The following is a 26,225-nucleotide window of genomic DNA, read 5'->3' on the forward strand; positions in this document are numbered from 1 at the left end:
CCCGTACACCTACCCGGAAAACCTGCCGCGGGTGAACGCGCGCGGCGGCCCGGGGGGCGCCCCCGGTTGCTGGCAGCCCATCACCCGACACCTTTGGCCCGCACCCGAATTGGTGATGGACACCGGGAACAGCATCGCCCCCTACAACCACCTCGACACCGGATCGCCGTACGCGATCGAGTACGTCTGGGGCCGCCAGGTCGGGGATAACACGATCAATCCCTAGAACTGGGCCGCGCAGAATGCAGAATGTCTTGGTGCTGGCGCGCAGGGACCGTTGACGTGCCGGGGTTCGGCTTCCACACCCTGGCGCTGCTGACCGCGATCGGATTGGCCGGTCCGCTGCTGGCGGCGCTGCCGCGCCTTCGGATACCGGTGATCATCGGCGAGCTGGTCGCGGGCCTCGTCGTCGGCCGGACCGGTTTGGGCGTCGTCGACGTCACCAACCCGACGTTTCAGCTGCTCGCCAACATCGGCTTCGCGTTGGTCATGTTCGTCGTGGGCACCCATGTCCCGGTCGGCGCCACCGCACTGCGCGCATCGCTACCGCAGGCGCTGGCGCGGGCGGCGCTGGGTGGCGCCGTCGCGGTGGCGCTCGGGGCCGGGTTGGCGGCTGCCTTCGGCACCGGCCATGCGGCGATGTACGCCGTGCTCATGGCCTCGTCGTCGGCGGCGCTGGCGCTGCCGGTGATCGATTCACTGCGATTGCAGGGGCCGCAGGTGATTGCCGTTACGGCGCAGATCGCTATTGCGGATGCCGCCTGTATTGTCTTGCTGCCGCTAGTGATTGACCTCCGACATGCGCCCACCGCCGCGCTCGGCGCGCTGGCCGTGGCCGCGTGTGCGGGGGTGTTCTACGTGCTGCTGCGCGCCTCCGACGCCAAGGGCTGGCGCCGCCGGATGCACGTTTACTCCGAGAATCGCCGGTTCGCACTGGAATTGCGCACCAACCTCATCGTGCTGTTCGCCCTGGCGGCGCTCGCCATGAGCACGCACGTGTCCGTCATGCTGGCGGGCTTCGCGGTGGGCCTGGTGGTCACCATGGTCGGTGAACCGCGACGGTTGGCGCGCCAGCTGTTCGGAATCACCGAGGGGTTTTTCAGCCCGCTGTTCTTCGTCTGGCTGGGCGCTTCCCTACAGGTGCGCGAGCTCGGTGCGCACCCGAAACTCATCCTGCTCGGCGTGGGACTGGGGCTCGGGGCCGTGCTGGCACACTGCGCCGGCAGGCTGCTCGGCCAACCGCTCACCCTGGCGGTGCTCTCGGCCGGGCAGCTCGGCGTGCCGGTGGCCGCGGCCGCCATCGGCACCCAGGAACACCTGCTCTTCGCGGGCGAAGCGTCGGCGTTGATGTTCGGCGCCTTGTTGACGCTTGCGGCCGCCTCGGTCGCAGGCGCGTTCGCGTCGCGGAGCCAGGTGACCAATGGCCCTCCCGCCGCGGGACCTCCGCATCCCCGAAAGCACGACTGAAGCACCTGCCGCCCGGTTGCGTTCGGCCCTGTGGGCCGGACCGGGGGAGTGGTCGGATGTATTCCAGGCTCGATCAAGGAGGCCGTGATGAGGTTCACAACACGACGGCACCACCTGCGAGCCGTGCCGACCCCGATGATGTACCGCGTCACCGATCGTTTGCACGGCGGACGCACCGTCCGGGTGCCCGGCCATGAGATCGCACCCATCGTCACGGCATGGCTGGCGGAGCTTGGCGCCCACAGCCCCCTGGTCGACGAGCTGGCACGGGCGGCGTGCCTCGGCGACTGGTCGGTGGCCTACGCCATCGGCGATCGGCTATCCGTCGACGTGAGCGTCGCGGCGGCCGCGTAGCTATGCGATTGGCCCAAAGTCCCTCGGGCTAGAGCCGTCAGGCTCTCGTCGGGCCGGCAGCGATCCGCAATCGTAGGTAAGACGAAGAAATACCGAAGGGAAACGACCGCCATGAACACTCGATTTCCGGATGCCGGCACGGTCCGGACGGTCTTGAGTCTGGCATCTCGGGCGCCTTCGGTGCACAACACCCAACCCTGGCGGTGGCGGGTGGACGCGACGAGCCTGCACTTCTACTCCGACGCGAGCCGGCAACTGCCCAACACCGACCCGGATGGCCGGGACCTCATGCTGAGTTGCGGTGCGGCCCTGCATCACTGTGTCGTCGCGCTCGCGGCGGTCGGGTGGCTTTCCAAGGTGACTCGGCTGCCGAATCCCGCCGATCCCAGCCACCTTGCGGCCATCGAGCTTTCGCCACACCGCGCCGACTCCGTCGACATCGCGCTGGCCGCGGCGATACCGCGGCGGCGAACCGACCGGCGCTATTACAGCTCCTGGCCCGTGCCGGTGGGCGATGTCGCCCTGATGGCGGCGCGGGCGGCTCGAAGCGGGGTAACGCTGTGCCAAGTCGAAGACCTCGACAATCTGCGGAAGATCGTCGCTCAATCCATCCGGGACCACATGAACCAGGATTATCTCGCCGAGCTCACCGAGTGGAGTGGCCGCTACGCGTCGGTGGCCGGCGTCCCGGCGCGCAATACGCCGGTGCCGGATCTCACGGCGAAGATTCCGGGCCGGGTCTTCGCCGGCCCGGTGCTCCCCATGCCGCCGGACTCGTCGTCGGCCGACGACAACGCCGTCGTCCTCGCGCTGGGCACCCGCAACGACGACCGCCTGGCCCAGCTGCGTGCCGGTGAGGCGACCAGCGTGGTGCTGCTCACCGCGACGTCACTGGGGCTGGCCAGCTGCCCGGTCACCGAACCGCTGGAGACGCCCGAAACTCGCGCGGCGGTCCAGTCCGACATCTTCGGCGACAGCAGCTACCCCCAGATGCTGCTCCGGGTGGGCTGGGCGCCCATCAACGCGGACCCGTTGCCGGCGACACCGCGGCGCGAGCTCTCCGACGTCGTCGAGTGGATGACCGATCAACACCACCAGGTCGCCCTCTGAACCGGCGAATCCACCGAAACGGTTGCGGCGCAGAGGACACTATGGAGACGTTCACCTGGGACCCCAGCCGTTGGCGGATCGCTCGCGTTTTCGGCCGTAACCCGTTGCTCCGCCGCGCGGACCGCATCGAATCGTTGGTCATGCTGGTCGCGGTTGTCGTATCTCTGATCGCCGTCCCGGTCGGCGGCGTAATCGGCGCGGTGACCTACGGCGCGCGGGATGGGGTGTACACCCGGGAGGCGCACGAGCGGCACCGCGTGATGGCGACGATCGTCGATGCCCTGGTCGAGGATTTGGGTGTCGTTGTCGTGCAGGCGAAGTGGCCCGGGCCGAGCGGGGAGCGCAACGGACCACTGGTGGTCACCGAGCAGGCCAAGGTGGGCGGAACCATCGAGATGTGGGTGGACGGGGACGGCAATCCGGTGGATCCGCCCACCCCGACCTGGCTCGCCATTGGCGAGGCGGTCGGCGTGGCGGTGGTGACAGCGCTGGCGGTGACGATGACGATGGCGGCACTTGTGGCGGTCGTCCGGTCCCGGCTGGATCGCGCTCGCGACGGCCTGTGGGAACGCGACATCAAGTTCCTCGCGGAGGCCTCGTAGCCGATGACCGCATTGCCAAAGCCCTATACAGCACAACCGAACCGGCGGATGATGGGTCGATGAGCGTCTACGGCGAGAACCCCGGTGCCGCATGGTTTGACACCGCCGGACTGCACCGCCTTGTCGAGGTCCTGATCGAGCGCGGATACCGTGTCATCGGTCCGACGTTGCGGGACAACGCGATCGTGCTGGACCAACTGGAGTCCGCCGCCGACCTGCCGCGGGGATGGGGCGTCGACGTGGCGCCCGGGCAGTATCGGGTGCGCAGGCGTGACGATGACGCGGCGTTCGGGCACTCATCGGGGCCCCAGTCCTGGAAGCAGTTCCTGCACCCGCCACGGCGCCGGCTGTGGTCCGGCACCCGGGACGGGTTCAGCACCGCCGATTCTGACGAGGAGGTTCCACGGTACGCGTTCCTGGGCGTGCGTGGGTGTGACTTGGCCGCGATCGCGACGCTCGACCGTGTCCTTGGCCGGGGCCAGTTCCCCGACAACTCCTTCGTCCGCCGGCATCGCCAGATCTTCGTGGTCGCGGTGAATTGCACGGAGCCGGGCGGCCTGTGCTTCTGCACCTCGATGGGCACCGGGCCCGCGGCCGGACCGGGCTACGACTTGGCCCTGACGGAGCGGTCCGACGGCGACGGTGTGACCTACGTGGTCGAGGTGGGCACCGACGAGGGTGCCGAAGTCCTTGCGGCCGTTCCCCATCGGGTTGCCGACGATGCGGAGATCGGTTCGGCGCACGCCGCGGTGCAGGCCGCTTCGCACCGGATGGGCCGGGCGATGCCGGACGCCAACCTGCGCAACCTGCTGATCGAGTCGCGCGAGTCGCCGCAGTGGGAGGAGGTCGCCAGCCGCTGCCTGACGTGCGGCAATTGCACGATGGTGTGCCCTACCTGCTTTTGCACCAGCACCGAGGACGTCAGCGATCTGACCGGTGAGCATGCGGAGCGCTGGGAGAACTGGGCGTCGTGCTTCGAGCCCGATTTCACCTACATCCACGGCGGCGGCAGCGTCCGCCAGTCCGGCTCCTCGCGCTACCGCCACTGGCTGACCCACAAGCTCGGCACGTGGCACGACCAGTTCGACATGTCGGGGTGTGTCGGCTGCGGGCGGTGTATTGCCTGGTGCCCCACCGGGATCGACATCACCGAGGAAATGAACAAGATGGCCCGCGATGACTGACGCTGCGGGCGCCCTCGCATCGGTGATGGCGCCGAACCCGTACCGGGTGCGCAGCCGCGTCGTCGAAAGCCCCGACTCGGCAACGCTGTGCCTGGAACCGCTCGGCGAAGTGCTGCGCGCGCCGCAACCCGGCGAGTTCATGATGCTCTACGCATTCGGCGTAGGCGAAGCCGCGATCTCGATCAGCGGCGATCCCACCGTCACCGACGGCTCGATCACGCATACGGTGCGAGCGGTCGGCGCGGTGAGCCGCGCCCTGCACGACGCGCAGCCGGGGAGCATCATCGGTGTCCGCGGCCCCTTCGGCACGACGTGGGGGCTAGCGGAAGCCGTAGGGCGGGATCTGGTCATGGTTGCCGGGGGCGTGGGCCTGTGCCCGTTGCGCCCGGCGATCCTGGGCGCGCTGGCCGACCGGGCGCGCTACGGCAATGTGACGCTCATCGTGGGCGCCCGGTCGCAGGCCGACTTCGTCTTCGCCGCTCAGCTCAAGCAGTGGTCGCACGACCCGCAGATCGAATTGCATTTGATCGTCGACGCCCAGACATCGGGGTGGCACGGCGAAGTCGGCCTGGTCACCGATCCGCTGGGGCGGCTCGTCCTGGATCCCGATCGCACCAGCGCATTCCTGTGCGGGCCCGAGCCGATGCTGCGATTCGGTGCGGAGGCCTTGCTCGCGAAAGACGTTGCGGCTAAGAATATCCGAGTCTCGCTGGAGCGGAACATGCAGTGCGGGGTCGGGATGTGCGGGCACTGTCAGCTGGGACCGCTGCTGCTGTGCCGTGACGGCCCCGTCGTCGGCTACGACGTCGCCGGCCCGCTGCTACGGGTGAAGGAGCTGTGATGACCCGACCCACCTTGGCTGTGTGGAAGTTTGCCTCGTGCGACGGATGTCAACTGACCCTGCTGGATTGCGAGGACGAACTGCTGCTTCTCGCTGACCAAGTGCAGATCGCCAACTTCGCCGAGGCCTCCAGCGCGATCGTGGCCGGTCCGTACGACGTTTCGCTGGTCGAGGGTTCGATCACCACCCGGCACGACGAGCAGCGCATCCAAGAGATCCGGCGGCAATCCAAGGTTCTGGTCACCATCGGGGCGTGCGCGACGGCGGGGGGAGTGCAGGCGCTGCGCAACTTTGCCGACGTCGCCGAGTTCGCCTCCGTCGTCTATGCCAAGCCGGAATACATTGACACGCTGGCAACCTCGACGCCCGCATCGGCGCACGTCAAGGTGGATTACCAGGTGCCGGGCTGCCCAATCGACCGGGGCCAGCTGCTCGACACCCTGGCGGCCCTGCTGATCGGGCGCAAACCCCGGCTGCCGGCCAAGACGGTGTGCACCGAGTGCAAGCTGCGCGGGACCACGTGTGTTGTTGTCGCCGACGGTATTCCGTGTCTGGGGCCGGTCACGCACGCCGGGTGCGGGGCGCTTTGCCCCAGCCATCATCGCGGTTGCTACGGCTGTTTCGGTCCGTCCGCGGCGCCGCAAACCGCGACGCTCATCCCGTTGCTGCGCCGCGACGGAATGTCCGACGGTGACGTCGACCGGGTGTTCTCGACGTTCAACGTCGCCACGTTCGCCGCCGAACGGAGCAAGTCGTGACTCCATCGGAACGCACGCTCAGCGTCGGGGCCTTGACCCGGGTGGAAGGCGAAGGGGCGCTGCACGTCACGCTCAAGGACGGCGCGCTGCAAACCGTCCAATTGAACATCTATGAGCCGCCCCGATTTTTTGAAGCATTCCTGCGAGGACGCGCCTACACCGAGCCGCCCGACCTGACGGCACGCGTCTGCGGCATCTGCCCGGTCGCCTACCAGGTCAGCGCCTGCAACGCGATCGAAAGCGCCTGTGGCGTCGAGGTGGATCCAGAGCTCGTCGCGCTGCGCCGGCTGCTGTACTGCGGCGAATGGATTCACAGCCACATGCTGCACATCTATCTCCTCCACGCACCCGACTTCCTCGGCTACCCCGATGCGATCGCGCTGGCCCGCGACGAGCGCGAAATAGTCGAACGCGGCCTGCGATTGAAGAAGGCGGGCAATGCGCTGATGGACTTCGTCGGCGGGCGGTCGATACACCCGATCAACGTGCGCCTGGGTGGGTTCTACTCGGTGCCCAGCCGGTCGCAGTTCGCTCCCGTTGCCGAGCAGTTGCGCCGGGCGCTCGACGACGCGGTCGCGACGGTCGAGTGGGTGGCCGGTTTCGACTTCCCCGACCTCGAGCTCGACCATGAGATGCTGGCGCTGAGCCAGAACGGCCAGTATCCGATCGAGAACGGCGTCATCGCGCGCAGCGCCGGGGAGGCGTTCGCAGCGGTCGACTTCACCGAGCACGTGCGCGAGTCGCAGGTGCCCCACTCCACCGCCCTGCACGCGACGCTCGACGGCGGCCGCTACATCACCGGCCCCTTGGCGCGCTATAGCCTGAACTCGTCGGCTCTTTCACCGATCGCGGCCCAGGCGGCCGCGGCGGCCGGGCTGTCGGCCGGGTGCCGAAACCCGTTCCGCAGCATCATCGTTCGCGCCGTGGAGGTCGTCTACGCGATCGAAGAGGCGCTGCGGATCATCGACGGATACGAGCGGCCGCCACGGCCTTTCGTCGACGTCCCGGCCCGGGCGGGAACCGGGCACGGCGTCAGCGAGGCGCCCCGCGGCCTGCTGTATCACAGCTACGACATCGATCATGGCGGGCTGGTCTCCGCGGCGACGATCATCCCGCCCACGTCGCAGAATCAGGCCGCCATTGAATCCGATCTTGCCCGGGTGGTGTCCGACAACCTCACCTTGGACGATGCCGCCCTGACGGCCCTGTGCGAGCGGGTGATTCGCAATTACGACCCGTGCATTTCCTGCTCGGCGCACTTCTTGACGCTGACGGTGCAGCGACGATGACCGAGGGTGCCGGCAGGGTTGCCGTCATCGGGCTCGGCAATTGCTACCGGCGTGACGACGGCGTCGGCGTCGCCGCTGCGATTGCAATAGAACGCCTCGCCTGGCCGAACGTCGTTGTGCATACGGGCATTGCAGAGCCGTTGGGCGTTCTCGACGCATGGACCGGGGCGGAGCTGGCCGTGGTCATCGACGCGGCGGTCGTCACCCCGGCGACCCCGGGCCGCGTCCATCACTACCAGCTGGACGACGTGCCCACCCAAGCCGAGGGGTTGAGCTCGCACAGCATCGATATCGGTCGCACCCATGCGCTGGCTCGAGAGCTCGAGCGGGTACCCGACGCGGTGGTGGTCTTCGCCGTCGAGGCGGCGCACACCGGCCCGGGCGACGGGCTGACCCCGGTGGTCGCACGAGCTGTGCCGGTGGTGGTCGGTATGGTGGCCGCCGAGATCAATCGCTTTCGGTCAGCGAAGCGATCGCGGCACACAGGCTCGCGGTGATTTCGGCGGCGATCGCGATGAGGGCCGGCTCACCGGTCACCTCGACCAGAAGCCCGGGATCCATCGCCTCAACGATCACCGTGCCCGGGTCACCCGGGTCGGCGCGCACCAACACGTTGCACGGCAGCAGCAGCCCGATCTCTCGATCGACACCGATGGCGCGATATGCCACAGCAGGATCGCAGGCGCCGAGGATCAGGTAGTCCTCCATCTCGACACCAAGCTGAATCTGGACCTTCGCTCTGACATCTATTTCGGTCAGCACGCCGAATCCGTGCTGTGCAAGGGCTTCTCGAGTGCGCGCCGCCGCGTCGTCGAACCGGGCCGCCACTCTGGTTGATAATCCCGCGCTCACCGATAGGCCATCCGTCAGGAAATCAGTCCGGTTCCCCGTACCGCCGCTGGAAGGTCTATGTGCTTGCCGCAGTTCGGGCAGAACTGCTCGCTCGGGTGGTGCTCGGCCCCGCAATGTGCGCAGAAGTGCGGTTCACCGGCACCCAACTCATGCTTGGGCATCAGACGAAGCGGTTGTACGTCGGGTACCGCGGGGACGCGACGATGGAGCCTGAGCCCCAGGTAGGTCAGGCCGGCGCCGAGGCCGAGCACCGAAACGACACTGATGACGATGTACCGCAACAAATTTCGGCCGCTCAGCGCGGAGGAATCCCCGTACTGCTGGCGCAGGTTGACCGCGGTCGTCTTGAGGTCCTCCAGACCGGGGTAGCCGGGCGACATCGCCAGAGCCTGGTCGAACTCGTCGATCGCGTCGGTGTAGCGACCCGCATAGAAGTCGGTCAGCCCTTTGCGGTAGAACCGGTCCGCGGGTCCAAGCGCCGGCTTCACACCCTTGCCGGCCAATATCGCGGCGACGCCGTCCACCGGCGTGATGAAGTTGAACGGCTGTGTTTCGTTGACCGGGGCGAAGCTGTTGACGCCGACCACCTTTCCGTCCAGCCCGACCGTCGGGCCACCGCTCATGCCGTCGGTCATCGCGGCGTCGATTTCGTACTCGGGATTGGATCCCGCGAGGGACTTCTTGCTGACCTTGCCGCTCTTGTAGGTGGGATCGAGCGAAGGGCCGGTGATGTTTTGGGTGCTCTCGGGGAAGCCCACCGCGAGAACGGGCGTCCCGATGGTGACGTCGGCATCGGTGGCCAGTTCCGACGACGGCAGGTTGTGCTTGGGGATCTTGAGGAGGGCGGCGTCGCCCTTCCCCATGGGCCGGAAGTCGGCGACGTTGGCGGTCAACTTATCCGCGAGTTTCGTTCCCGTGCCCGATATCAGCGCGATGTTCACGTGGGGGCCTTGGCCTGGTGTGTCGCCTTCGACCTTCGCGTTCTTCTGCAGCCAGTCCAATGTGACCGCCGGATCGCTCGACTCGGGCGCATCCGGATGCTCGCTCTGGTATTCGAGGGCGGCCCGTTTGAGTATCAGGAGGGTGGCGCTCGCCGGGTCGACGCAGTGGCCCGCGGTCGCCACCCAACCGTCGGGGTTGACGACGAAGGCCGTGCAGTGCCAAGTGGCCAGGAAAGGCATGCTGGAACCTCGCCCGAATTGCGACAGGACCTCACCGCTGGGCAGCCGGACCAGCCCGTAACCTTCACCGGCGAGATACATGATGGACGGCCGGATCAGAGCCGCGGCCCGCTCCTCGGGCTTGGCTTGCGGACGCCCGTTGTCGGCAGCCGCCATGCCCGCCGGTCCCGCCAACAGCATGAGCGCGGCCGCCGGCAACGCCAGCGCCCTCGCCGCTATCCGAGTCACGGCCGGGGCCGCCGGAGCTGGGTTTGGGGCCGATGGGAGGGGCGGGCCATCGATGACGGATGACGGCGCATCGCCTCGACGCGTTCGGCTGCCCGTCGCTGCGCCGAAATCCAGGCCGGATGCGACTCAAGGACGATTATCTTCGCACCGGCATCCGTTGCGGGAACTGTCACAGTCACAACCCCTATTCGACCGGTTCGCCGGGCAAGTGGATAGGGACCGAAGTCCCGACCGCGAGGGACCTCCGGTCGTCTGCCGATTTCGGCTCTCACCAGGGACGATTCACACAAGTGACCAAGGCCCTCACGGCGCTGTGCCATTGCGCCCTTACCGGGGCCGCCAATCCCGGCGGAGCATGGAGCCGTCTGAGCCACATTCGCAAAGGAGTTGGCCATGAGGTCGCTTATCGTGTGCGCTTCGAGGTCGCATGGCAACACCCGTCTGGTAGCCGATCGGATGGCCGAGGTGCTGGGTGCCGAGGTCGTCACACCGGAGTCGGTCGACCCGGGCACCGTTCACGACTACGACGTCGTCGGGTTCGGTTCCGGCATCTACTACATGATGGTGGACGCGAGACTGCGCAAACTGATCCGTCAGCTCCCGGCCGCCGACCACCCGACCGCGGCCTTCACGTTTTTCACCAGCGGCGCACGCGAGGTTCCGCTGTTGGGTTACCACAAACCCGTTCGGGAGAAGCTCGAGCAGAAGGGGTTCGACGTCATCGGATCGTTCTCTTGCCGGGGGTTCGACACGGTTGGGCCATTCGGATTCATCGGCGGAATAAACCGGGGGCGGCCGAACGAGCACGACCTCGGTCGCGCGGCGGCGTTCGCCGCCCGGATTCACAAGCGGGCCGCCGGCTCTCCGGCGGCTTCGTGACGGTGCGAAGCGGATCGAGGAGATCGTGATGAGCCAGATTGCCGCAATACTGGTGGCGTTGGGGATTGTCGTCGCAGTGTTGCTGACGGCGTCGATCAGGGTGGTGCAGCAGTACCAACGGGGTGTGCATTTCCGCCTCGGCCGCGTGATCGGCGTTCGCGAACCCGGGTTGCGGATCATCATTCCGATAATCGACCGCCTGTGGCGGATTTCGATGCGGATCGTGACCATGCCCATCCAGTCCCAGGGCATCATCACCCGCGACAACGTGAGCGTCGACATCGCCGCGGTTGCCTACTTCCGGATCGTCGATGCCCGCAAGGCCGTCGTGGTCATCGAAAACGTGCACGCCGCCATCGACCAGATCGCACAGACCACCCTTCGCAATGTCGTGGGGCAACATTCCCTCGACGAAGTGCTTGCCCAAACCGAGAAGATCAACGGCAGCATTCGCCAGATCCTCGACGCCACCACGGTGGACTGGGGCGTGGAGGTCACGTTGGTAGAGCTCAAGGACATTCAGCTCCCCGACAGCATGAAGCGCGCGATGGCGCGTGAGGCCGAGGCGGAGCGGGAGAAGCGGGCCAAAATCATTGCGGCCGAAGGGGAAGCCCGCGCCGCCGCTGCCCTCGGCGACGCCTCCGACACCATGATGCGTCACCCGCTGGCCCTGCAGCTGCGCAACCTGCAGACCTTGCTCGAACTGGGGGTGGAGAAGAACACCACCATCGTCTTCCCGGCCCCGCTGATGACCGCGATCGGAGAACTCACCGCGTTCTTGGCGCGTGAGACCGACGCGTCCAAGAGCCCCGGCCAACCCGAGGAGAAGCTGGTGCGAGCGGCGGCACTGCAATGAAGACTTCGGTGACCTTTGGCCCTGTCCCGCAGCCGGTTTCGTGACATAGCACTTTAACTATGCGCCACAGGACACAACCGCCACAGGACATCGACGTGCAGGTCACCATCCGGGACGAGCTTCCTGCTGCGGCCGAGTACGCCCGCACCAAGGTCGGTGAGCTCACGCGGTACGCGAGCCGGCCGGTGCGGCACGCCCGTGTGAGACTGACCAGACATCGCGACCCGGCGGTGCAGCGGCCCGTCGTCGCGCAAGCCAATCTCGACGTCGATGGCCGACCGGTCCGCGCCCAGGTCCAGGCCGACACGGCGCGGGAAGCGGTCGATCTTCTCGTGGGGCGATTGCGCCGCCGCCTCGAACGCGCCGCCGAGCACTGGGACGCGCGCCGCGGCGAGCTGCCGCCGGCGGGTCCCCACGAATGGCGGCATGAGTCCGAGCCGGCGCACCGGCCGAACTATTTCCCCCGCCCGGCCGATCAGCGCCGCGTCATCCGGCGCAAGTCGTTCACGATGGCGCCCTGCACCGTCGACGATGCCGCCCGCGAAATGGACTTGCTCGACTACGACTTTCATCTGTTCACGGAGAAGGGCACGGGCACCGCAAGTGTGCTGTATCACGCCGGGCCGACGGGCTACCGCCTCGCGCTGGCAGCGCCGGCTCTGGCCGACCGGGTGAGCCAGTACGCGTTACCGGTGACCATCAGCCAACAACCGCTGCCGTGCCTCACCGAAGAGGGAGCCGCCGACCGGCTGGCCGTGCTCGGCCTGCCGTTCCTGTTCTTCATTCACGCCGCCTATGGCTGCGCCAGCGTGCTTTACCACCGCTACGACGGGCATTACGGCCTGATCACCCCGGCCGGCTAGGGCCCTTCAGCGGTGCGCAGGGCATATCGGCGCACCACCAAGGACCAAGGACCCTCGCAGCCATCGGGGCGCTCCGCGCAGACTGGCGCCATGTCCAACATGTCAAGGCGGATTGCCCAGACCACCGTGTTGCTCACCGTGCTCTACTGCGCGCGCAGGTATTACCGCAACTGGGGTGCAACCAAGGCGGAGTCGCAGATGCGCGTTCCGGGTGACGCCTTGGTCAGCGATCCGGCGGTTCAGACGACCGAGGCGGTTGACATCGACGCGACCGCGTCCGTGGTCTGGTCCCGGCTCCTGCAGATCGGCCTGGACAGGAGAGAAAGCTACGGCTTCGAGGTGTCGGAAAGCGTTGTGGGGCAGGATGATAGCGAAGGGCTGCGGGTGGGGGATTCGGTGCGCCTGGCTCCCGAGGGCTGGATGGGGTTACCCGGCGGGTTGACGTTACGCATCGCGGAGATCGTGCCCGAGAAATACCTGGTCCTCAATGCCATGCGATCCGAGCCGCGGTGGAACGTGGTCTTGTCCCTTCATCTCCAGCCGCACTGGGAAGACCGCGTCCGGCTGCTGGCCCGCGCTCGAATCGCCCTGCGCTACCCGGGCGAAGTGTTCGTGATGGAACTCGCCAGGCCGTTGATAGCACTCGGGACCCGTGGGCTGATGCTTGCGATCAAGCGGCGGGCGGAGCGGCCCGCCGACCCAGTGCCGATCCGTTCGTCAGTCGAAACAATCTGACAGCTCCCGCCTTTGCCCGCGTTGCCCATTGGTCCGCGGCGGGAAGGCCGAACGACCCTAGTGCCGACCGTGCGGACTGCCTACGTTCGACAGCAGAAAGGTCGGATCATGAAACCAATCCTGGTAGGAATCGACGGTTCGGCGGCCGCGATCACGGCCGCGTTATGGGGTATCGACGAGGCGATCACCCGCGGCGCGCCACTGCATCTCGTCTCCGTCATCAAGCCGACGCACGATTCCGCGGAAGACTACGAACGCGACTTCGCACACGCCGAGAAGTCGCTCCATGCAGCACGGTTGGCCGTGGAGGCCACCGGTAAGGCGGTCGCGATCGAAACCGACGTGCCGCGGGGTCCGGCCGGCTCGGCGCTGTTGGAGGCATCCTGGGATGCGGCGATGATCTGCGTAGGTTGCGTCGGCATCGGACGCTACGCGCGCTCCATCGTGGGTTCGACGGCGACGGAGCTCGCCGAGAAGGCGCGTTGCCCGGTCGCGGTCTTGCGGACCGAATCCGACCGGCCGGCGCCCGACATCAACTGGATCGTGGTCCGGATGACGGACGCACCCGACAACGACGCCGTCGTGAATTTCGCTGCGGCGGAGGCGAAGTTGCGCAGGGCTCCGATGCTGGTGCTCGGCGGCCGGCCCGAGGAACTCACCGAGCACGCCGACGGCGCATTCGAACGCCGGGTCGCAGAATGGCGGCAGCACTATCCCGAGGTGCGGGTCTACCCGATCACTACCAAGCACGCCATCGCCAGCTACCTGAGCGCCAACGACGAGAGGGTTCAGCTCGCAGTGATCGGCGCCGACGAGGCCGGTCAGCTCGCGCAATTGGTCGGGCCCCAAGGGCATCCCCTCTTCCGCCACCCCGAATGCTCCGTGCTCGTCGTGCGCTAGTGGCCCCGTGAAGATCACCCCCAGAAGCCGCGCGACCAACGTCGTGCGCGGCGGGGAGCGGGTGTTGGTCGGCGCCGACGTCCCGGCGGCGCGCCGCGTCAGCGTGCTGATGCTGCTGTGCGTCCTGGTTTGGCTGGTGGTCCTGCTCGCGCGAGCGTACCTCGGCTACGAACGCGTTGCCCCGGGCCGGTTCGGCTGGTCGGTGGCGCTACTGGGCGCGGCCGCCTTGATAGCTCGCGGCATCTTTCTCGGCCGTCCGGTGACGTTCGCTCACGCGATCTACGCGGCCGCGGCGGTGGGCGCCGGGCTGGGCGCCCATTTCCTGTCCTGGCCCGTGCTGGGCAACGTCCTGATCGCCGCCAGTGGGCTCGCGCTGATGTCACCCACCACTGCCCGACCGCAGCCGGAGCTGCTGGGCCAGGTGTGGGAGCTGGTCAACTCCACGCGGGGGGATCCGCTGGCGCCGTTCGCCATGCACTCCAGCAAGAGCTATCACTTCAACCCCGACGGCACCGCGGCGATCTCCTACCGCGCGCGGCTTGGGTTCGCCGTGGTCAGCGGCGACCCGATTGGTGATGCGACGCAATTCGACGCTCTGGTAGCCGATTTCGTCCGCATGTGCCGCGGCCGGGGATGGCAGATCATCGTCTTGGCCGCCGGCGAACGCCACCTTCGGTTGTGGCGCAGGGACACCGTGGGGCAGCCGATGCTGTCGGTGCCGATCGGCCGCGACGTCGTCGTCGACGTCCGCCACTTCACCCTGCGGGGCCGACACTTTCGCAACCTGCGCCAAGCGGTGCAGCGCACGCACAACTGCGGTGTCACCACCGAGATCGTCGACGAACAAAAACTCAGCGGCGCAACGCTGGCCGAGCTGACCGAGGTTTTATACGCCGCTCACCGCGCGGCGCGCACCGACCGCGGCTTCTGCATGAACCTCGACGGCGCGTTGCAAGGCCGCTTCCCCGGTGTGCTGCTGGCCATCGCGCGGGACGGGCGCGGGCGGGCCGTCGCGTTTCACCGATACCTGACCGCCGGTGGGGGATCGGAAGTCAGCCTCGACGTACCGTTCCGTCGCCCGGGCGCCCCCAACGGCGTCGACGAGCGGCTCAGCGTCGACATGATCGCCCACGCGGGAGCCACTGGCGGACAGCGCCTTTCGCTGGCATTCGCCGCGTTCCCGGAAATCTTCGAGGCCGCTCAACCGGGCCCGCTGCAGCGGATCGCGCTGTGGCTGATCCACTTGCTGGACCCGCTGATCCGCCTCGAGTCCCTGTACCGTTACCTCCGCAAGTTCCACGCGCTGTCCGATCGGCGCTACGTGGTGTTGTGCGCCCACCATATTCCGGCTGCGCTGCTGGTCTTGTTGTCACTGGAATTCGTCCCGCGCCCACGCCGGATGAGGCCGGGCTAGCCGCCGGGGGTCACTCCACCGGCACACCGAAACGGAACCGGCGGCCCGTGACGATCTCGGGAATGATCCGCACGAAGTGCGACTTCTCCGTGGCCGTCCAGGGCAGTACCTGCGCGCGCTCGGCTTCCTCGACTTCCTCGTTGCTGCGACAGGAACGCGCGGTGCCCTTGATGATCACGCTCCAGCCCTCGGCGACGTTGTGATCGTCGACCTCGAACAGCACCCGGTTGTTGATCGCCGTGCTGACCAACTTGGTGCCCTCCGCGGTACGAAACAGCACCGTATTGCGCTGCACGACGTAATTGACCGGGAAGATCTCGGGCTGGTTACCAACGCTGGTGACCAGGCGCCCCAACGTCACACCAGCCAGCAGCTCCCAGCATTCGTTCACCGGCAGGATCGCAACCCCATTATCGATCAGCGACATCAGTTGTCCTCTTCGTCGACGGCACTACACACTCGATGGTATTGCCGAGGCCGGCCGGCAGCGCCGGCCGAAAGTCCCGCAGGTCCGGGACCAAAGTTCTTTACCCACTTGCTCATACCGTCACCCACGCAACGGCTAGCGGACCTGAAGGACATCGCTCAGCGGACGTCGTGGTGTCGCCGCCGGGAGGTGCTCCAGCGGCGGCGCGATCCCCACGCGAATCAACACTTGCGGCTCGCCGCGCATGCCGATGAGTTCGCGCACGATGTCGCGGCTCTCGTCGAGTTCGATCAGATGGGTGAGCGGGCAGGTCGCCATCCCGGCGACCGTGCACTCGAGCAACACCGTCGACAGCACCTCGCCGCACCGCAGCACGTCCGACCTGGTGTCCTCGGGGGTCGACAGCACAAGGATCTTGGCCCAATCGACTTTGACCTCGGCACGCCGGTCCGCATGGCTCCTGATCGGAAAGCTGCGGGCCACGTCGACCCGCCAGCTCTCCTTGTCGGAGGCCAGTGCGGTTGGCGGCATGCCCTCGGCCAATGCGAACGACGAAGTCCACCAGTCGAGTTCGGCGTGATAGTACGAGTCGTCGAGGCGAAGCTCCTCGGTGAGTTGCGAGGCCTCCACCAGGAGCGGTCGCACATCGTCGGGGAGAACGTCGAGGGCGACCTCGGTGTCGTCGAAGGTGTCACGCAGTGCGGGTTCGAACATGTCCCAATACGTGGGTCGCCCCAACGGAAGCCGGTCCGTGCGGCGCTGCAGGATCGCTTCGGCGCGGCGGTGCTCGGCTTCGGTGACGTGCCCTAGCGGGCTGAAGGTGACCGAGGCCAGCTGGTCGGGGTCATCCGGGTCGGGAAACCGATCGACTTTCGGTTCCCAGCCCGCGGCGGTCATGGCGACGCAGAGGTGGTCCAGGACGGCACCACAGGACAGGATCACTTCGCGGCCGGAATGGTCGGTGGCCGCCATCGCCCGGTGCCGGTCGACGAAGATGCGCAGGGTGCCGTCGTCGGCCACCCAGCGCCAGGGCTGACTGTTGTGCACGGAGGGGGCGCGGCAGGCGAGCAGCACCGCCCGTTCGAGCACGCCGATGTCCGGCCTCGTAGCCTCCATGTCAACCCCCTGTTGAGTGCGCTCCGAAAAGCGCTGTGCGGCTCAGACTTTGGACGCGTTGGATTCCACGTAGCCGACGACGTCGGCCAGTGTCCGCAACGACGCGTAGTCCGACTCCGGGATGTCGACGTGGAATCGCTTGTGGATCCCACGCAGAAAGCTCAGCCAGTCCATGGAATCCAGGTCGACCTGATCGCGCAGCAGGGCGTCGTCGCGAATGTCTTCGGGGTCGACTTCGGGAGCGATGGTGGTCAGCACCGAAAGCACGCCGGCGCGGATGTCTTCATTGGTCATTGCGCATCACTTTTCTAGTAGGTCGGGCTGCTGGAGCAGCTCGTTGATCGCGGCCAGGAATAGCGCGCCCCGGTGTCCGTCGCTTGCGCGGTGGTCGGCGGCGAGCGTGGCCTGGACCGTTGTGACGACCCGGATCCCGCCGTCGATGACACAGACGCGCTCGGCTGGCTGGCCGAAGCCTACGATCGCGACCTGCGGCGGGTAGATGACGCCGAAGACCGCATCGACGCCCTGGTCGCCGAGGTTGGTGAGCGTGATGGTCGGGTCCGACATCTCCGAACTCCGCAGCGAGAAGGACCGCGCCCGCGCCACCAGATCGGTCAGATCGCCCATCAATTCGTCGAGCTTCTTCTCCGGAACGTCGTGGATGGCCGGCGCGACGAGGCCGCCGCCGCGCAGCGATATCCCGACACCGACGTGAACCCCGGCCGCGGGCTCGAACCCGTCTTCCCGCCAGAATCCGTTGAACTCACCGAACCGCTGTGCGGCGACGCCGACGGCCTTCAAGAGCAAGACGGCCGGCAGCACCCGTTCGTCGATGGATCGCTGCGCATTTCTGGTCGTCAGCCAGGACAGCGCCTTGTCCAACATGATCTCTTCGGCGAGGTAGTAGTGCGGAATCTCCCGCTTCGACCGGCTCATCGCTGCCGCGATCGACTTGCGCATCTGTGTCGCGCGGTCGGCCGCCGTCGCCTTGGCTGCCGGTTTCCCCACCGGCTTAACCTCGACCGGCCTGGCCGCGGCCGCATGCTCGACGTCGTTGATGGTGACGGCGCCCTGGGGTCCGGTGCCGCTCACCGCGTCGATATCGACGCCCAGCGACTGGGCCAACCGCCGCGCGGCCGGGGACACCCACCGCCGGTGTCCAGGGGCGGTCGGGGGACCGCTGGGGACGGGCGGCGGCGGCGTCGGCGGCGCGGTCGCCGGCGTGACCGCCGGTGTGGGCGCCAGTGGGGGCGCGGCTGTGGTCACCGCCTCCGGCGACGGACGCGCTGGCTTCTCCGGCTGCTCGCCGGGTGCCGCCAGCGTGGCTAATGTCGTTCCCACCTGGACGGTTTCACCGACGGAGACGACGAGCTCGCTGACGATACCCTCCTGCCAGCATTCGACTTCGACGGCGGCCTTGGTGGTCTCGACGATCGCCACGACCTGGCCACGCGTCACCTCGTCCCCGGGCTTGACCAGCCACTCGTTCAGGGTGCCTTCATCCATGTCGGAGCCGAGCGAGGGCATCTTGAACTCGATCACGACGGGTCCCCGAACAGGCCCTGCACGGCGGCGACGATCTTGGCGGTCTGGGGGAGGGCGGCCTCTTCCATGTGCTTGGCGTAGGGCATGGGAACTTCGGTGCTGCACACCCGGCCCACCGGTGCATCGAGGTCGTAGAAGGCGCCCTCCATCACGCGCGCGATCACTTCCGCGGCCAGGCTTCCGGTGCGCCACGCCTCGTCGACCACCACCGCCCGATGCGTCTTGCGGACGGACTCGAGGATGGTGTCGTCGTCGAGTGGGCGCAGGACGCGCAGATCGATTACTTCGCAGTCGATTCCGGCTAGTGAAAGCTCATTGGCGGCGTCGAGAGTCTTCGGCAGGCTGCCGCCGTAGGTGATCAGGGTAACGTCGCTGCCGCTGCGGCGGACCGCCGCCCGCGAGATGTCCGTCGGAGTGAGAACGTCGACATCCGTTGAGGTGTTGTAGAGCTGAACGTGTTCGAAGATCACCACCGGGTCGGGGTCCGCCAGGGCGGGGCCGAGCATGCCGTACGCGTCCTCGACGGTGGCCGGAGCCACCACCTTGATGCCCGGGATGTGGGCGTACCACGGCTCCAGGCTGTGCGAATGCTGCGCGGCGAGCTGGCGCCCGGCGCCCGTCGCCATCCTGACGACGAGCGGCACCGAGAACTGCCCGCCGGACATATGGCGAAGGGCCGCAGCGGTATTGACGATCTGGTCGAGAGCCAGCAGGCTGAAGTTGACCGTCATGACCTCCACGATCGGGCGTAACCCACCCAGCGCCGCGCCAATTCCGATCCCGACGAAGCCCAGTTCCGACAGCGGCGTGTCCCGCACGCGGTCGGGCCCGAATTCGTCCAGCAGGCCCTTGGAGGCGGCGTACGTTCCCCCGTAACGCGCGACGTCCTCGCCCATCAGCAACACCCGCGGGTCATCGCGCAGGGCGTCGCGCAGGGCGTCGTGCACGGCGGTTCGGTAGCTGGTCTTCATCGCGCCAGCTCCGGAGTCAGCACGTCGCGTTCGAGATCCGCCACGTCCTCCCAGGTTCCGGCCTCGGCGTACGCCACCGCGTCTGCGATCTCGGTGGCCGCCGCGTCTTCGAGCTCACGCACGTCCGCCTCGGACAGTGTGCCGTCGCCCAGACACTTCTCGGTGAACGCCTGGATCGGGTCGCGTTCGCGCCACCGTTCGACCTCGCTCTTGTCCCGGTACAGTTCGGGATCGAACATCGAATGCGCCCGGAACCGGTAGGTGCGGAATTCGATGAAGAATGGGCCGCCGGTGTCGCGGACGTGATCGACCCCCTCCTGCGCGGCCGTGTGGCACGCTTCGGCGTCCATGCCGTCGACGGCCAGCGTCGGCACGCGGTAGGCGGCTGCCTTGGCGGTGAGATCGGTCTGCGACTGCGCCCGATCCAGCGCGGTGCCCATCGCGTAAAGGTTGTTCTCGCAACAGAACAGCACCGGAAGGTTCCACAGGGCCGCCATGTTCAACGACTCGTGGAAGGCGCCTTCGGCCACCGCGCCGTCACCGAAGTAGCAGGCGGTCACGCGCTTCTGCTGCAGCATGGCGTCGGCCATAGCGATGCCCACCGCCAGCGGCAGGCCACCGGCCACGATCGCGTTGCCTCCGTAGAACCGCTTGGACCCGTCGAACAAGTGCATCGAACCGCCGCGGCCACGCGAGCAGCCCTCCTGCTTGCCGAACATCTCGGCCATGATCGAGGTCATCGGGATGCCCCGCAACAGGGCGTGCGCGTGCTCACGGTAGGTCGCGACCACCGCGTCGTCGTCGGCCAGCGCGCGCAGCGACCCGGCGGCCACGGCTTCCTCACCGACGTAGAGGTGGAGGAATCCGCGAATCTTGGCCGCGCTGTAGAGCTCGGCACATTTTTCCTCCATGCGCCGCACGCGGATCATGTCCGACAACAGCTCATGGGCCAGCTTCGTATCGGTCACGACGGTACTCCCTCGGATTGGTGGGTCGGGTGCTGCTCGATGGTGGAGGTGTCGCCCTCCGGCAACCCCAGTTCGCGGGCCTTGAGCAGGCGCCGCATGATCTTGCCGCTGCTGGTGTGCGGCAAGGAGTCGACGAACTCGATCTCCTTGGGCGCCACCGTGGCCCCGAGCCGCTTGCGCGCGTGGCCCAGCAGTTCCAGCCGCAGGTCTTCGCCGGCCACGACACCGTCCTTCAGGGTGACGAAGGCTTTGACCATCTCACCGACCGTCGGATCGGGTATGCCGATGACGGCCGCCTCGGCCACCGCCGGATGATCGGTCAGTGCGCTCTCGACTTCGAACGGCCCGATCAGATGCCCCGCGGACTTGATCACGTCGTCCTTGCGCCCGACGAACCAGAAGTAGCCGTCGGAGTCTTTCGTCGCGAGATCCCCGGTCAGGTATAGGCCGTCTGCGAAGCAGCTGCGGTAGCGCTCCTCGGCGTTCAGGTATCCGCGGAACATCGACGGCCAGCCGGGTTTGAGCGCGAGCTCACCCTCGACGCCGGGTTCGTCGATCACCTCGGCGGTGCCGTCGTCGTTGCTGCGGACGATGAAAGCGTCCACCCCGGGCAGCGGGCGGCCCATCGAGCCGGGCTTGATGTCGAACGCGGGCGTGTTGGCGATCATGATGCCGCCCGTCTCGGTCTGCCACCAATTGTCGTGAATCGGCAAGCCCAGCACCCGTTTTCCCCACCAGACGGCTTCGGGATTGAGCGGTTCGCCCACGCTGGCGATGAATCGCAGCCGCGGAAAGTGGTACTGCGCGGGCAGTTCCGGTCCCGCCTTGATGAGCATCCGGATGGCGGTCGGTGCGGTGTACCACACCGACACGCCCTGGTCCTGCAGGATGCGGTACCACCGTTCGGCGTCGAAATCCGCTTCGTCGACGATGGAGGTCACGCCGTGCAGCAGCGGGCTGATGATGCCGTAGGACGTCCCCGTCACCCAGCCGGGATCGGCCGTGCACCAATAGGTGTCGTCGGGGTGCAGATCGAGCGCATACAGGCCAGTGACGTAGTGCATCGCGACGGCGCCGTGCACGTGGATGGCGCCCTTCGGCGTACCCGTGGTCCCGCTGGTGAAGTGCAGCAAGGCCGGGTCGTCGGCGGTGGTGGGCTCGACCGGCGGGTTCTCATCGGCCGCGTTCACCCATTGCCAGAAGTCGAGGGTCCCCGCCGGCGCACCGTCGCCCTGCCCGTCATCGACGACGAAGATGTGCCGCACCGACGGCAGCCGATCACGAATCTTGGCGATCTTGCGCTGGTAGATCGCCCTCGTGGTGACCAGGACGTCGGCGCGCCCGAGGTTGACTCGGGTCGCGATCGGCTCCGGCCCGAAGGCCGAGAACAACGGCGAGACGATGCTGCCGTTGCGCAGCGCGCCGAGCATCGAGATATAGAGCTCGGGGCCACGGGCCATCACGATGAAAACCCGGTCGCCCCGGTTGACGCCCAACGCGCGCAACGCGCTGGAGAATTTCCTGGAGAGTTGGCCGAGCTCGGCGTAGCTGAGGTCGCGGGTGGTGATCACGCCGTCCGATGGGCGATCGACGACAAACCGCAACGCCGTCCGCGTCGCGGCCGGCCCAGCGGTGTGACGGTCAAGGGCGGCGTAGGCGATGTTGCACAGGCCGGGTCCCATGCCTTCGCACAGATCCGGTATGTCGGACCAGTGGAACTGGGCGCGCTCGTGCTCGTAGTCCGTCAGGTTGGGCCGAACACGATGGTCATGGGCTGTTTTGCGGATGACGTCCATCACGGGTCCTCGGTCGGGGTGGTCGACTACATCGTTTGCCGCGCGGCGTCGCCGCAATAGAGACAAAGGTCATCAGTCGACCCCGGGTCCAATGACCTGACGCTGGGGACCAAGGACCCTGGCGTGCGATGCCCGCATGCCCGAGGGTCCAAGTAACACAGGAGAGGCGAAGAACAATGACCCAGACGATGGTCGACAGCAAAGTGCTGACCCGGGCGGTGGATCTCGCCTGCCGCGCCCCCTCGCTGCACAACAGCCAGCCATGGCGATGGGTTGCCGGCGGCCCGACCGTCGACCTCTTCGCCGACCCGCACCGCATGGTGTCCTCGGCCGACAGCTCGGGACGCGAGTCGATCATCAGCTGCGGCGCGGTGCTCGATCACTTCCGGGTCGCGATGGCCGCCGAGGGATGGGTCGCCGACGCCGACGAGTTTCCCAATCCCAACAACCCCGACCACCTGGCCTCCATCGACTTCGTTTCGGCCGACTACGTCGCCGTGGCGCGACGAGACCGCGCGGCGGCGATCCTGCGTCGCAGGACCGACCGGCGTCCGTTCGGGGCCCCGAAGGGGTGGGCGTCCTTCGAGCCGGTGCTGCGGAGTGCCTTCAATCCCGACCTGGCCGCCCTCGACGTACTGGCCGACGACGCACTGCCGCGGCTGGTCGAGGCGGCGCACCTCAATGAGGCGCTGCGGCGCTACGACGACCTCTACCATCACGAATTGCGTTGGTGGACAGCGCCCGGCAGGCACGACGACGGCATACCTCAGGCCGCCCTGGTCAACGAGGCGCAGCCCCGTACCGACGGCGTGAACCGCCGATTCCCCGCCGACGGGCACGCCCGGGGGAGCTCGGCGAGCCTCCACGATCAAGCAAAGATCGTCGTCCTGTCCACGCCGGGGGACACCCGCGCGGACGCGTTCCGGTGCGGACAGGCCCTTTCGGCGGTTCTGCTCGAGTGCACCATGGCCGGACTGGCGTCCTGCACCGTGACACACGTGACGGAGCTGCAGGCCAGTCGCGACATGATCAAGGAGCTCATACCCGAGACCGAAGCGGTACCCCAAGTTCTGATCCGGGTCGGCACCGCATTTTCGGGCAAGGGCGCTCCCGAGCCGACGCCGCGCCGGCCGGTACGCGAGGTCTTGGAGATGCGTTGATAACGCGAGCTAGTTTGCGTTGCAATATTGTTTGAAGGGAGCTGATAGTGATTGCCGATGCGGGTGACTGGCTCGTCATCAAGAGCGGCACGATCGGGCGACCGGATCTGCGCGGGTTGATCACCTCGGTGCGTTCGCCGAATGGGGAACCGCCGTACCGGGTCCGGTGGCTGGCCACCGGGGAGGAGGCGACCGTGTTCCCCGGTCCGGACGCGATAGTCGTGACGGCCACCGAACAGAAGGCCGCCGACGAACGGGCACGCTCACGCTTTGCCGCGGTGCAGGCCGCCATCAGGGATCACGCTCGGAGCGGGTAGGAAGCCAAATGACCCCTACCACAGAGGGATCCCCGTCGATGACCGATGCCGACGTCGATGAGATCGCGTCCGAGTTCCTGCACTCGCCCTATGCCAGCGACACCTATCTCGACTGGAGCCTGGACAAGCGCCTGGACGGCTTTCTCCGCCACTGCGGATTGCCCCGGCTGGTGGACGACGGCGACGCCTACGGCCTCATCCTCAACCGGGTCATGTCCTATATCGGCGAGCTGCGCCGCAGAAGCTGAGCCGACGAACGACCCGCAAGCCTGGGACTTCATGCCCTACCGCCGATTACGGCGGGCTGGTCGGATTAATTCGTCGATGGTCAAGATCGAGGAGACTGCCATGACTACAGGCGCGGTGTGTGATGACCAGAGCAGCTGACGCGACCCGACGCTCGCCGCGGCGGGTGTTCCGTGACCGCGCCGAGGCCGGCCGCGTGCTGGCGAACCTCCTCGGTGCCTACCGCGATCGGAACGATGTGCTCGTGCTGGGCCTGGCGCGCGGTGGCATACCCGTCGCATGGGAGGTGGCGGCGGCGCTGCATGCCCCGCTGGATGCCTTCATCGTGCGCAAGCTCGGTGCCCCCGGCCATGAGGAGTTCGCCGTGGGGGCGTTGGCGAGCGGGGGCCGCGTCGTGGTCAACGACGACGTCGTGCGTGGCCTGCGTATCACCCCGCAGGAATTGCGTGCCGTCGCCGAGCGTGAAGGCCGGGAACTGATTCGGCGCGAGGCCGCCTATCGCGACGGGCGTCCGCCCGTGGACGTGGCAGGCAAGACGGTGATCCTGGTCGATGACGGATTAGCCACCGGTGCAAGCATGTTCGCGGCGGTCCAGGCGCTCCGCGAGGCCGAGCCCGCACACATCGTCATCGCCGTGCCGGCGGCCCCGGAGTCCACGTGCCGGGAATTCGCCGGCCAGGTCGACGACGTCGTATGCGCGAGCATGCCCACTCCGTTTTTCGCAGTCGGGGAGTCGTTCTGGGATTTCCGGCAAGTGACCGACGAAGAGGTCCGCCGGTTCCTCGCGACGCCGACGACCGGCACCCCGGCGAGGGCCGCGGCGCGGACCCCGGCCGAGGTGATCGCCCGGGTGGCCATCGATGCGCCGGCGGGCGTCCCGCCGCGTGACACGCTGGAAGAGTTGATCGGCGATGCGCGCATCGTGTTGATCGGCGAGAGTTCGCATGGCACACACGAGTTCTACGAGGCCCGCGCGGAAATCACGAAGTGGTTGATCGAGGAGAAGGGTTTCTGTGCCGTCGCGGCGGAGGCGGACTGGCCCGACGCCTACCGGGTGAATCGCTACGTTCGCGGCATCGGTGACGACGCCAGTGCCGACGAGGCGTTGAGCGGATTCGAGCGATTCCCCGCGTGGATGTGGCGCAACACCGTCGTGCGTGACTTCGTCGAGTGGCTGCGCACCCGAAACCGGCTGCACGAGAACAACGGGCAGCGGCAGGCCGGCTTCTACGGGCTGGATCTCTACAGCCTGCACCGGTCGATGCAGGAAGTGATCGGCTACCTCGACAAGGTCGACCCCAAGGCGGCGGCGCGGGCGCGCGAGCGTTATGCCTGCTTCGACCACGCCTCGGCGGACGACGGCCAGGCGTACGGCTTCTCGGCCGCCTTCGGCGCCGGCCCATCGTGCGAACAGGAAGCCGTCGATCAACTGGTCGACATGCAGCGCAACGAACTGGCCTACGCGCGCAGGGACGGTCTGCTCGCCGAGGACGAATTGTTCTACGCCCACCAGAACGCCCAGACGGTGCACAACGCGGAGGTGTACTACCGGGCGATGTTCAGCGGGCGAGTCACCTCGTGGAACCTGCGCGACAAACACATGGCGCAGACGCTCGAGGCGCTGCTGAAGCATCTGGACCGCCACCAAGATATCCCCTCGGCACGAATCGTCGTGTGGGCCCACAACTCTCACGTCGGGGACGCCCGCGCCACCGAAGTCTGGGCCGATGGACAACTCACACTGGGCCAACTGGTCCGGCAGCGGCACGGCGACGAGGCACGTCTGATCGGCTTCAGCACCTACACGGGCACGGTCACCGCCGCCAGCGACTGGGGTGGCATCGCCGAACGCAAGGTCGTGCGCCCGGCGCTCAATGGAAGCATCGAAGAACTCCTGCACGAGACACGCAGGAGCGAATTCCTGGTGTCCGCACACATCAGCCCGGGGGCCGCGGAACCGCTGAGCGCGGTCCGGTTGGGGCGCGCCATCGGCGTGATCTACCGCCCAGAGACCGAACGGCAGAGCCATTACTTCCACGTCCGCCCCGCCGACCAGTTCGACGCGATGATCCACATCGATAGGACCCGGGCGCTGGAACCCCTTGAGGTCACCAGCCTCTGGATCGCCGGCGAAACGCCCGAAACGTATCCCAGCGGCCTCTAACC

28 protein-coding genes and 1 pseudogene are annotated in these 26,225 nt (G+C 67.4%); 20 read left to right on the plus strand and 9 right to left on the minus strand.

Going from position 1 to position 26,225, the window contains the following annotated elements:
• The 10 genes and pseudogenes from A5781_RS04260 to A5781_RS04305 all read left to right on the plus strand — a co-directional run.
• A pseudogene (locus A5781_RS04260) lies at positions 1–226 on the plus strand (MCE family protein); the annotation flags it as partial.
• A 56-nt stretch (positions 227–282) separates the two neighbouring features.
• Positions 283–1,467, plus strand: a complete 1,185-nt coding sequence (locus A5781_RS04265; RefSeq protein ID WP_231990635.1) for a cation:proton antiporter — start codon at positions 283–285, stop codon at positions 1,465–1,467.
• Between the two features lie 87 nt (positions 1,468–1,554).
• The gene (locus tag A5781_RS04270; RefSeq protein WP_067201860.1) at positions 1,555–1,821 is read left to right on the plus strand and encodes a hypothetical protein; all 267 of its coding nucleotides are present in this window, start codon (positions 1,555–1,557) and stop codon (positions 1,819–1,821) included.
• A gap of 111 nt (positions 1,822–1,932) precedes the next feature.
• Positions 1,933–2,931: an NAD(P)H nitroreductase gene (locus A5781_RS04275; protein WP_067201701.1), complete on the plus strand. Its 999-nt coding sequence runs from the start codon at positions 1,933–1,935 to the stop codon at positions 2,929–2,931.
• Positions 2,932–2,972: 41 nt separating this feature from the next.
• Entirely contained in the window at positions 2,973–3,533 is a 561-nt protein-coding gene (locus A5781_RS04280) for a hypothetical protein (RefSeq protein ID WP_067201705.1), read from the plus strand.
• 59 nt (positions 3,534–3,592) lie between these two features.
• Positions 3,593–4,717 (plus strand): 4Fe-4S dicluster domain-containing protein, encoded by a 1,125-nt coding sequence (locus A5781_RS04285; protein ID WP_067201709.1) that lies wholly within the window; start codon positions 3,593–3,595, stop codon positions 4,715–4,717.
• Entirely contained in the window at positions 4,710–5,558 is an 849-nt protein-coding gene (locus tag A5781_RS04290) for an FAD/NAD(P)-binding protein (protein WP_067201713.1), read from the plus strand. Before A5781_RS04285 ends, A5781_RS04290 begins: the two co-directional genes overlap by 8 nt.
• Positions 5,558–6,316 (plus strand): oxidoreductase, encoded by a 759-nt coding sequence (locus A5781_RS04295; protein ID WP_067201716.1) that lies wholly within the window; start codon positions 5,558–5,560, stop codon positions 6,314–6,316. The genes A5781_RS04290 and A5781_RS04295 overlap by 1 nt, the downstream gene beginning before the upstream one ends.
• On the plus strand, positions 6,313–7,605 hold the full coding sequence (locus tag A5781_RS04300) for a Ni/Fe hydrogenase subunit alpha (protein ID WP_067201719.1): 1,293 nt from the start codon (positions 6,313–6,315) through the stop codon (positions 7,603–7,605). Before A5781_RS04295 ends, A5781_RS04300 begins: the two co-directional genes overlap by 4 nt.
• Positions 7,602–8,102 carry a hydrogenase maturation protease gene (locus A5781_RS04305; protein ID WP_067201723.1) on the plus strand — a complete coding sequence of 167 codons (501 nt, stop codon included), beginning with the start codon at positions 7,602–7,604 and terminating at the stop codon, positions 8,100–8,102. Before A5781_RS04300 ends, A5781_RS04305 begins: the two co-directional genes overlap by 4 nt.
• Here the strand turns inward: A5781_RS04305 and A5781_RS04310 are convergent.
• Together A5781_RS04310 and A5781_RS04315 are read right to left on the minus strand one after the other, a co-directional pair.
• On the minus strand, positions 8,053–8,457 hold the full coding sequence (locus A5781_RS04310) for a DUF302 domain-containing protein (protein ID WP_067201727.1): 405 nt from the start codon (positions 8,455–8,457) through the stop codon (positions 8,053–8,055). The two genes, A5781_RS04305 and A5781_RS04310, sit on opposite strands and share 50 nt — an antisense overlap.
• Positions 8,458–8,471: 14 nt before the next feature.
• Entirely contained in the window at positions 8,472–9,866 is a 1,395-nt protein-coding gene (locus A5781_RS04315) for a trypsin-like peptidase domain-containing protein (RefSeq protein ID WP_067201730.1), read from the minus strand.
• Positions 9,867–10,259: 393 nt separating this feature from the next.
• Between A5781_RS04315 and A5781_RS04320 the strand changes: the two genes are divergently transcribed.
• The 6 genes from A5781_RS04320 (at position 10,260) to A5781_RS04345 (ending at position 15,513) form a co-directional block, all read left to right on the plus strand.
• The gene (locus A5781_RS04320; RefSeq protein ID WP_067201733.1) at positions 10,260–10,745 is read left to right on the plus strand and encodes a flavodoxin family protein; all 486 of its coding nucleotides are present in this window, start codon (positions 10,260–10,262) and stop codon (positions 10,743–10,745) included.
• A gap of 28 nt (positions 10,746–10,773) precedes the next feature.
• The gene (locus A5781_RS04325; protein ID WP_067201737.1) at positions 10,774–11,601 is read left to right on the plus strand and encodes a slipin family protein; all 828 of its coding nucleotides are present in this window, start codon (positions 10,774–10,776) and stop codon (positions 11,599–11,601) included.
• 59 nt (positions 11,602–11,660) lie between these two features.
• The gene (locus A5781_RS04330; RefSeq protein ID WP_067201741.1) at positions 11,661–12,464 is read left to right on the plus strand and encodes an HPF/RaiA family ribosome-associated protein; all 804 of its coding nucleotides are present in this window, start codon (positions 11,661–11,663) and stop codon (positions 12,462–12,464) included.
• A gap of 90 nt (positions 12,465–12,554) precedes the next feature.
• Complete coding sequence (locus A5781_RS04335; RefSeq protein WP_067201744.1) at positions 12,555–13,199, plus strand: hypothetical protein; 645 nt, start codon at positions 12,555–12,557, stop codon at positions 13,197–13,199.
• Positions 13,200–13,307: 108 nt separating this feature from the next.
• Positions 13,308–14,099, plus strand: a complete 792-nt coding sequence (locus A5781_RS04340; protein WP_067201748.1) for a universal stress protein — start codon at positions 13,308–13,310, stop codon at positions 14,097–14,099.
• Between the two features lie 7 nt (positions 14,100–14,106).
• Positions 14,107–15,513: a bifunctional lysylphosphatidylglycerol flippase/synthetase MprF gene (locus A5781_RS04345; RefSeq protein WP_067201752.1), complete on the plus strand. Its 1,407-nt coding sequence runs from the start codon at positions 14,107–14,109 to the stop codon at positions 15,511–15,513.
• A 10-nt stretch (positions 15,514–15,523) separates the two neighbouring features.
• Here the strand turns inward: A5781_RS04345 and A5781_RS04350 are convergent, their stop codons facing one another.
• The 7 genes from A5781_RS04350 to acsA all read right to left on the minus strand — a co-directional run bounded on the left by A5781_RS04350 (position 15,524) and on the right by acsA (position 22,336).
• Positions 15,524–15,940 (minus strand): pyridoxamine 5'-phosphate oxidase family protein, encoded by a 417-nt coding sequence (locus tag A5781_RS04350; RefSeq protein ID WP_067201755.1) that lies wholly within the window; start codon positions 15,938–15,940, stop codon positions 15,524–15,526.
• Between the two features lie 135 nt (positions 15,941–16,075).
• Positions 16,076–17,056 (minus strand): NAD(P)H nitroreductase, encoded by a 981-nt coding sequence (locus A5781_RS04355; RefSeq protein WP_156622664.1) that lies wholly within the window; start codon positions 17,054–17,056, stop codon positions 16,076–16,078.
• Positions 17,057–17,098: 42 nt separating this feature from the next.
• Positions 17,099–17,350: an acyl carrier protein gene (locus tag A5781_RS04360; RefSeq protein ID WP_067201758.1), complete on the minus strand. Its 252-nt coding sequence runs from the start codon at positions 17,348–17,350 to the stop codon at positions 17,099–17,101.
• A gap of 6 nt (positions 17,351–17,356) precedes the next feature.
• A complete protein-coding gene (locus A5781_RS04365) occupies positions 17,357–18,598 on the minus strand; it encodes a dihydrolipoamide acetyltransferase family protein (protein ID WP_067201762.1) in 1,242 nt (413 codons plus the stop codon).
• Positions 18,595–19,572 carry an alpha-ketoacid dehydrogenase subunit beta gene (locus A5781_RS04370; protein WP_067201765.1) on the minus strand — a complete coding sequence of 326 codons (978 nt, stop codon included), beginning with the start codon at positions 19,570–19,572 and terminating at the stop codon, positions 18,595–18,597. Before A5781_RS04370 ends, A5781_RS04365 begins: the two co-directional genes overlap by 4 nt.
• The gene (gene pdhA / locus A5781_RS04375) at positions 19,569–20,540 is read right to left on the minus strand and encodes a pyruvate dehydrogenase (acetyl-transferring) E1 component subunit alpha (RefSeq protein ID WP_067201770.1); all 972 of its coding nucleotides are present in this window, start codon (positions 20,538–20,540) and stop codon (positions 19,569–19,571) included. The genes A5781_RS04370 and pdhA overlap by 4 nt, the downstream gene beginning before the upstream one ends.
• Positions 20,537–22,336: an acetate--CoA ligase gene (acsA, locus tag A5781_RS04380; RefSeq protein ID WP_067201774.1), complete on the minus strand. Its 1,800-nt coding sequence runs from the start codon at positions 22,334–22,336 to the stop codon at positions 20,537–20,539. Before acsA ends, pdhA begins: the two co-directional genes overlap by 4 nt.
• Positions 22,337–22,512: 176 nt before the next feature.
• On the opposite strand from acsA, the gene A5781_RS04385 reads away from it, so the two are divergent.
• The 4 genes from A5781_RS04385 to A5781_RS04400 all read left to right on the plus strand — a co-directional run bounded on the left by A5781_RS04385 (position 22,513) and on the right by A5781_RS04400 (position 26,223).
• Complete coding sequence (locus A5781_RS04385; RefSeq protein WP_067201776.1) at positions 22,513–23,496, plus strand: NAD(P)H nitroreductase; 984 nt, start codon at positions 22,513–22,515, stop codon at positions 23,494–23,496.
• 47 nt (positions 23,497–23,543) lie between these two features.
• Entirely contained in the window at positions 23,544–23,813 is a 270-nt protein-coding gene (locus A5781_RS04390; RefSeq protein WP_067201779.1) for a DUF1918 domain-containing protein, read from the plus strand.
• Between the two features lie 8 nt (positions 23,814–23,821).
• Positions 23,822–24,061, plus strand: a complete 240-nt coding sequence (locus A5781_RS04395) for a hypothetical protein (protein ID WP_082939207.1) — start codon at positions 23,822–23,824, stop codon at positions 24,059–24,061.
• 122 nt (positions 24,062–24,183) lie between these two features.
• A complete protein-coding gene (locus A5781_RS04400) occupies positions 24,184–26,223 on the plus strand; it encodes an erythromycin esterase family protein (protein ID WP_067201783.1) in 2,040 nt (679 codons plus the stop codon).
• Positions 26,224–26,225 lie beyond the last annotated feature (2 nt).

Origin of the sequence: Mycobacterium sp. 852002-30065_SCH5024008, assembly GCF_001665645.1 — a bacterium.
Classification (GTDB): domain Bacteria; phylum Actinomycetota; class Actinomycetes; order Mycobacteriales; family Mycobacteriaceae; genus Mycobacterium; species Mycobacterium paraffinicum.

Coding starts and splice junctions, on each gene's coding strand:
- A5781_RS04270 (WP_067201860.1), top strand. CDS start 1,555: ATGAGGTTCACAACACGACGGCACCACCTGCGAGCCGTGCCGACCCCG.
- A5781_RS04275 (WP_067201701.1), top strand. CDS start 1,933: ATGAACACTCGATTTCCGGATGCCGGCACGGTCCGGACGGTCTTGAGT.
- A5781_RS04280 (WP_067201705.1), top strand. CDS start 2,973: ATGGAGACGTTCACCTGGGACCCCAGCCGTTGGCGGATCGCTCGCGTT.
- A5781_RS04285 (WP_067201709.1), top strand. CDS start 3,593: ATGAGCGTCTACGGCGAGAACCCCGGTGCCGCATGGTTTGACACCGCC.
- A5781_RS04290 (WP_067201713.1), top strand. CDS start 4,710: ATGACTGACGCTGCGGGCGCCCTCGCATCGGTGATGGCGCCGAACCCG.
- A5781_RS04295 (WP_067201716.1), top strand. CDS start 5,558: ATGACCCGACCCACCTTGGCTGTGTGGAAGTTTGCCTCGTGCGACGGA.
- A5781_RS04305 (WP_067201723.1), top strand. CDS start 7,602: ATGACCGAGGGTGCCGGCAGGGTTGCCGTCATCGGGCTCGGCAATTGC.
- A5781_RS04320 (WP_067201733.1), top strand. CDS start 10,260: ATGAGGTCGCTTATCGTGTGCGCTTCGAGGTCGCATGGCAACACCCGT.
- A5781_RS04325 (WP_067201737.1), top strand. CDS start 10,774: ATGAGCCAGATTGCCGCAATACTGGTGGCGTTGGGGATTGTCGTCGCA.
- A5781_RS04330 (WP_067201741.1), top strand. CDS start 11,661: ATGCGCCACAGGACACAACCGCCACAGGACATCGACGTGCAGGTCACC.
- A5781_RS04335 (WP_067201744.1), top strand. CDS start 12,555: ATGTCCAACATGTCAAGGCGGATTGCCCAGACCACCGTGTTGCTCACC.
- A5781_RS04340 (WP_067201748.1), top strand. CDS start 13,308: ATGAAACCAATCCTGGTAGGAATCGACGGTTCGGCGGCCGCGATCACG.
- A5781_RS04350 (WP_067201755.1), bottom strand. CDS start 15,940: ATGTCGCTGATCGATAATGGGGTTGCGATCCTGCCGGTGAACGAATGC.
- A5781_RS04355 (WP_156622664.1), bottom strand. CDS start 17,056: ATGGAGGCTACGAGGCCGGACATCGGCGTGCTCGAACGGGCGGTGCTG.
- A5781_RS04360 (WP_067201758.1), bottom strand. CDS start 17,350: ATGACCAATGAAGACATCCGCGCCGGCGTGCTTTCGGTGCTGACCACC.
- A5781_RS04370 (WP_067201765.1), bottom strand. CDS start 19,572: ATGAAGACCAGCTACCGAACCGCCGTGCACGACGCCCTGCGCGACGCC.
- acsA (WP_067201774.1), bottom strand. CDS start 22,336: ATGGACGTCATCCGCAAAACAGCCCATGACCATCGTGTTCGGCCCAAC.
- A5781_RS04385 (WP_067201776.1), top strand. CDS start 22,513: ATGACCCAGACGATGGTCGACAGCAAAGTGCTGACCCGGGCGGTGGAT.
- A5781_RS04395 (WP_082939207.1), top strand. CDS start 23,822: ATGACCCCTACCACAGAGGGATCCCCGTCGATGACCGATGCCGACGTC.
- A5781_RS04400 (WP_067201783.1), top strand. CDS start 24,184: ATGACCAGAGCAGCTGACGCGACCCGACGCTCGCCGCGGCGGGTGTTC.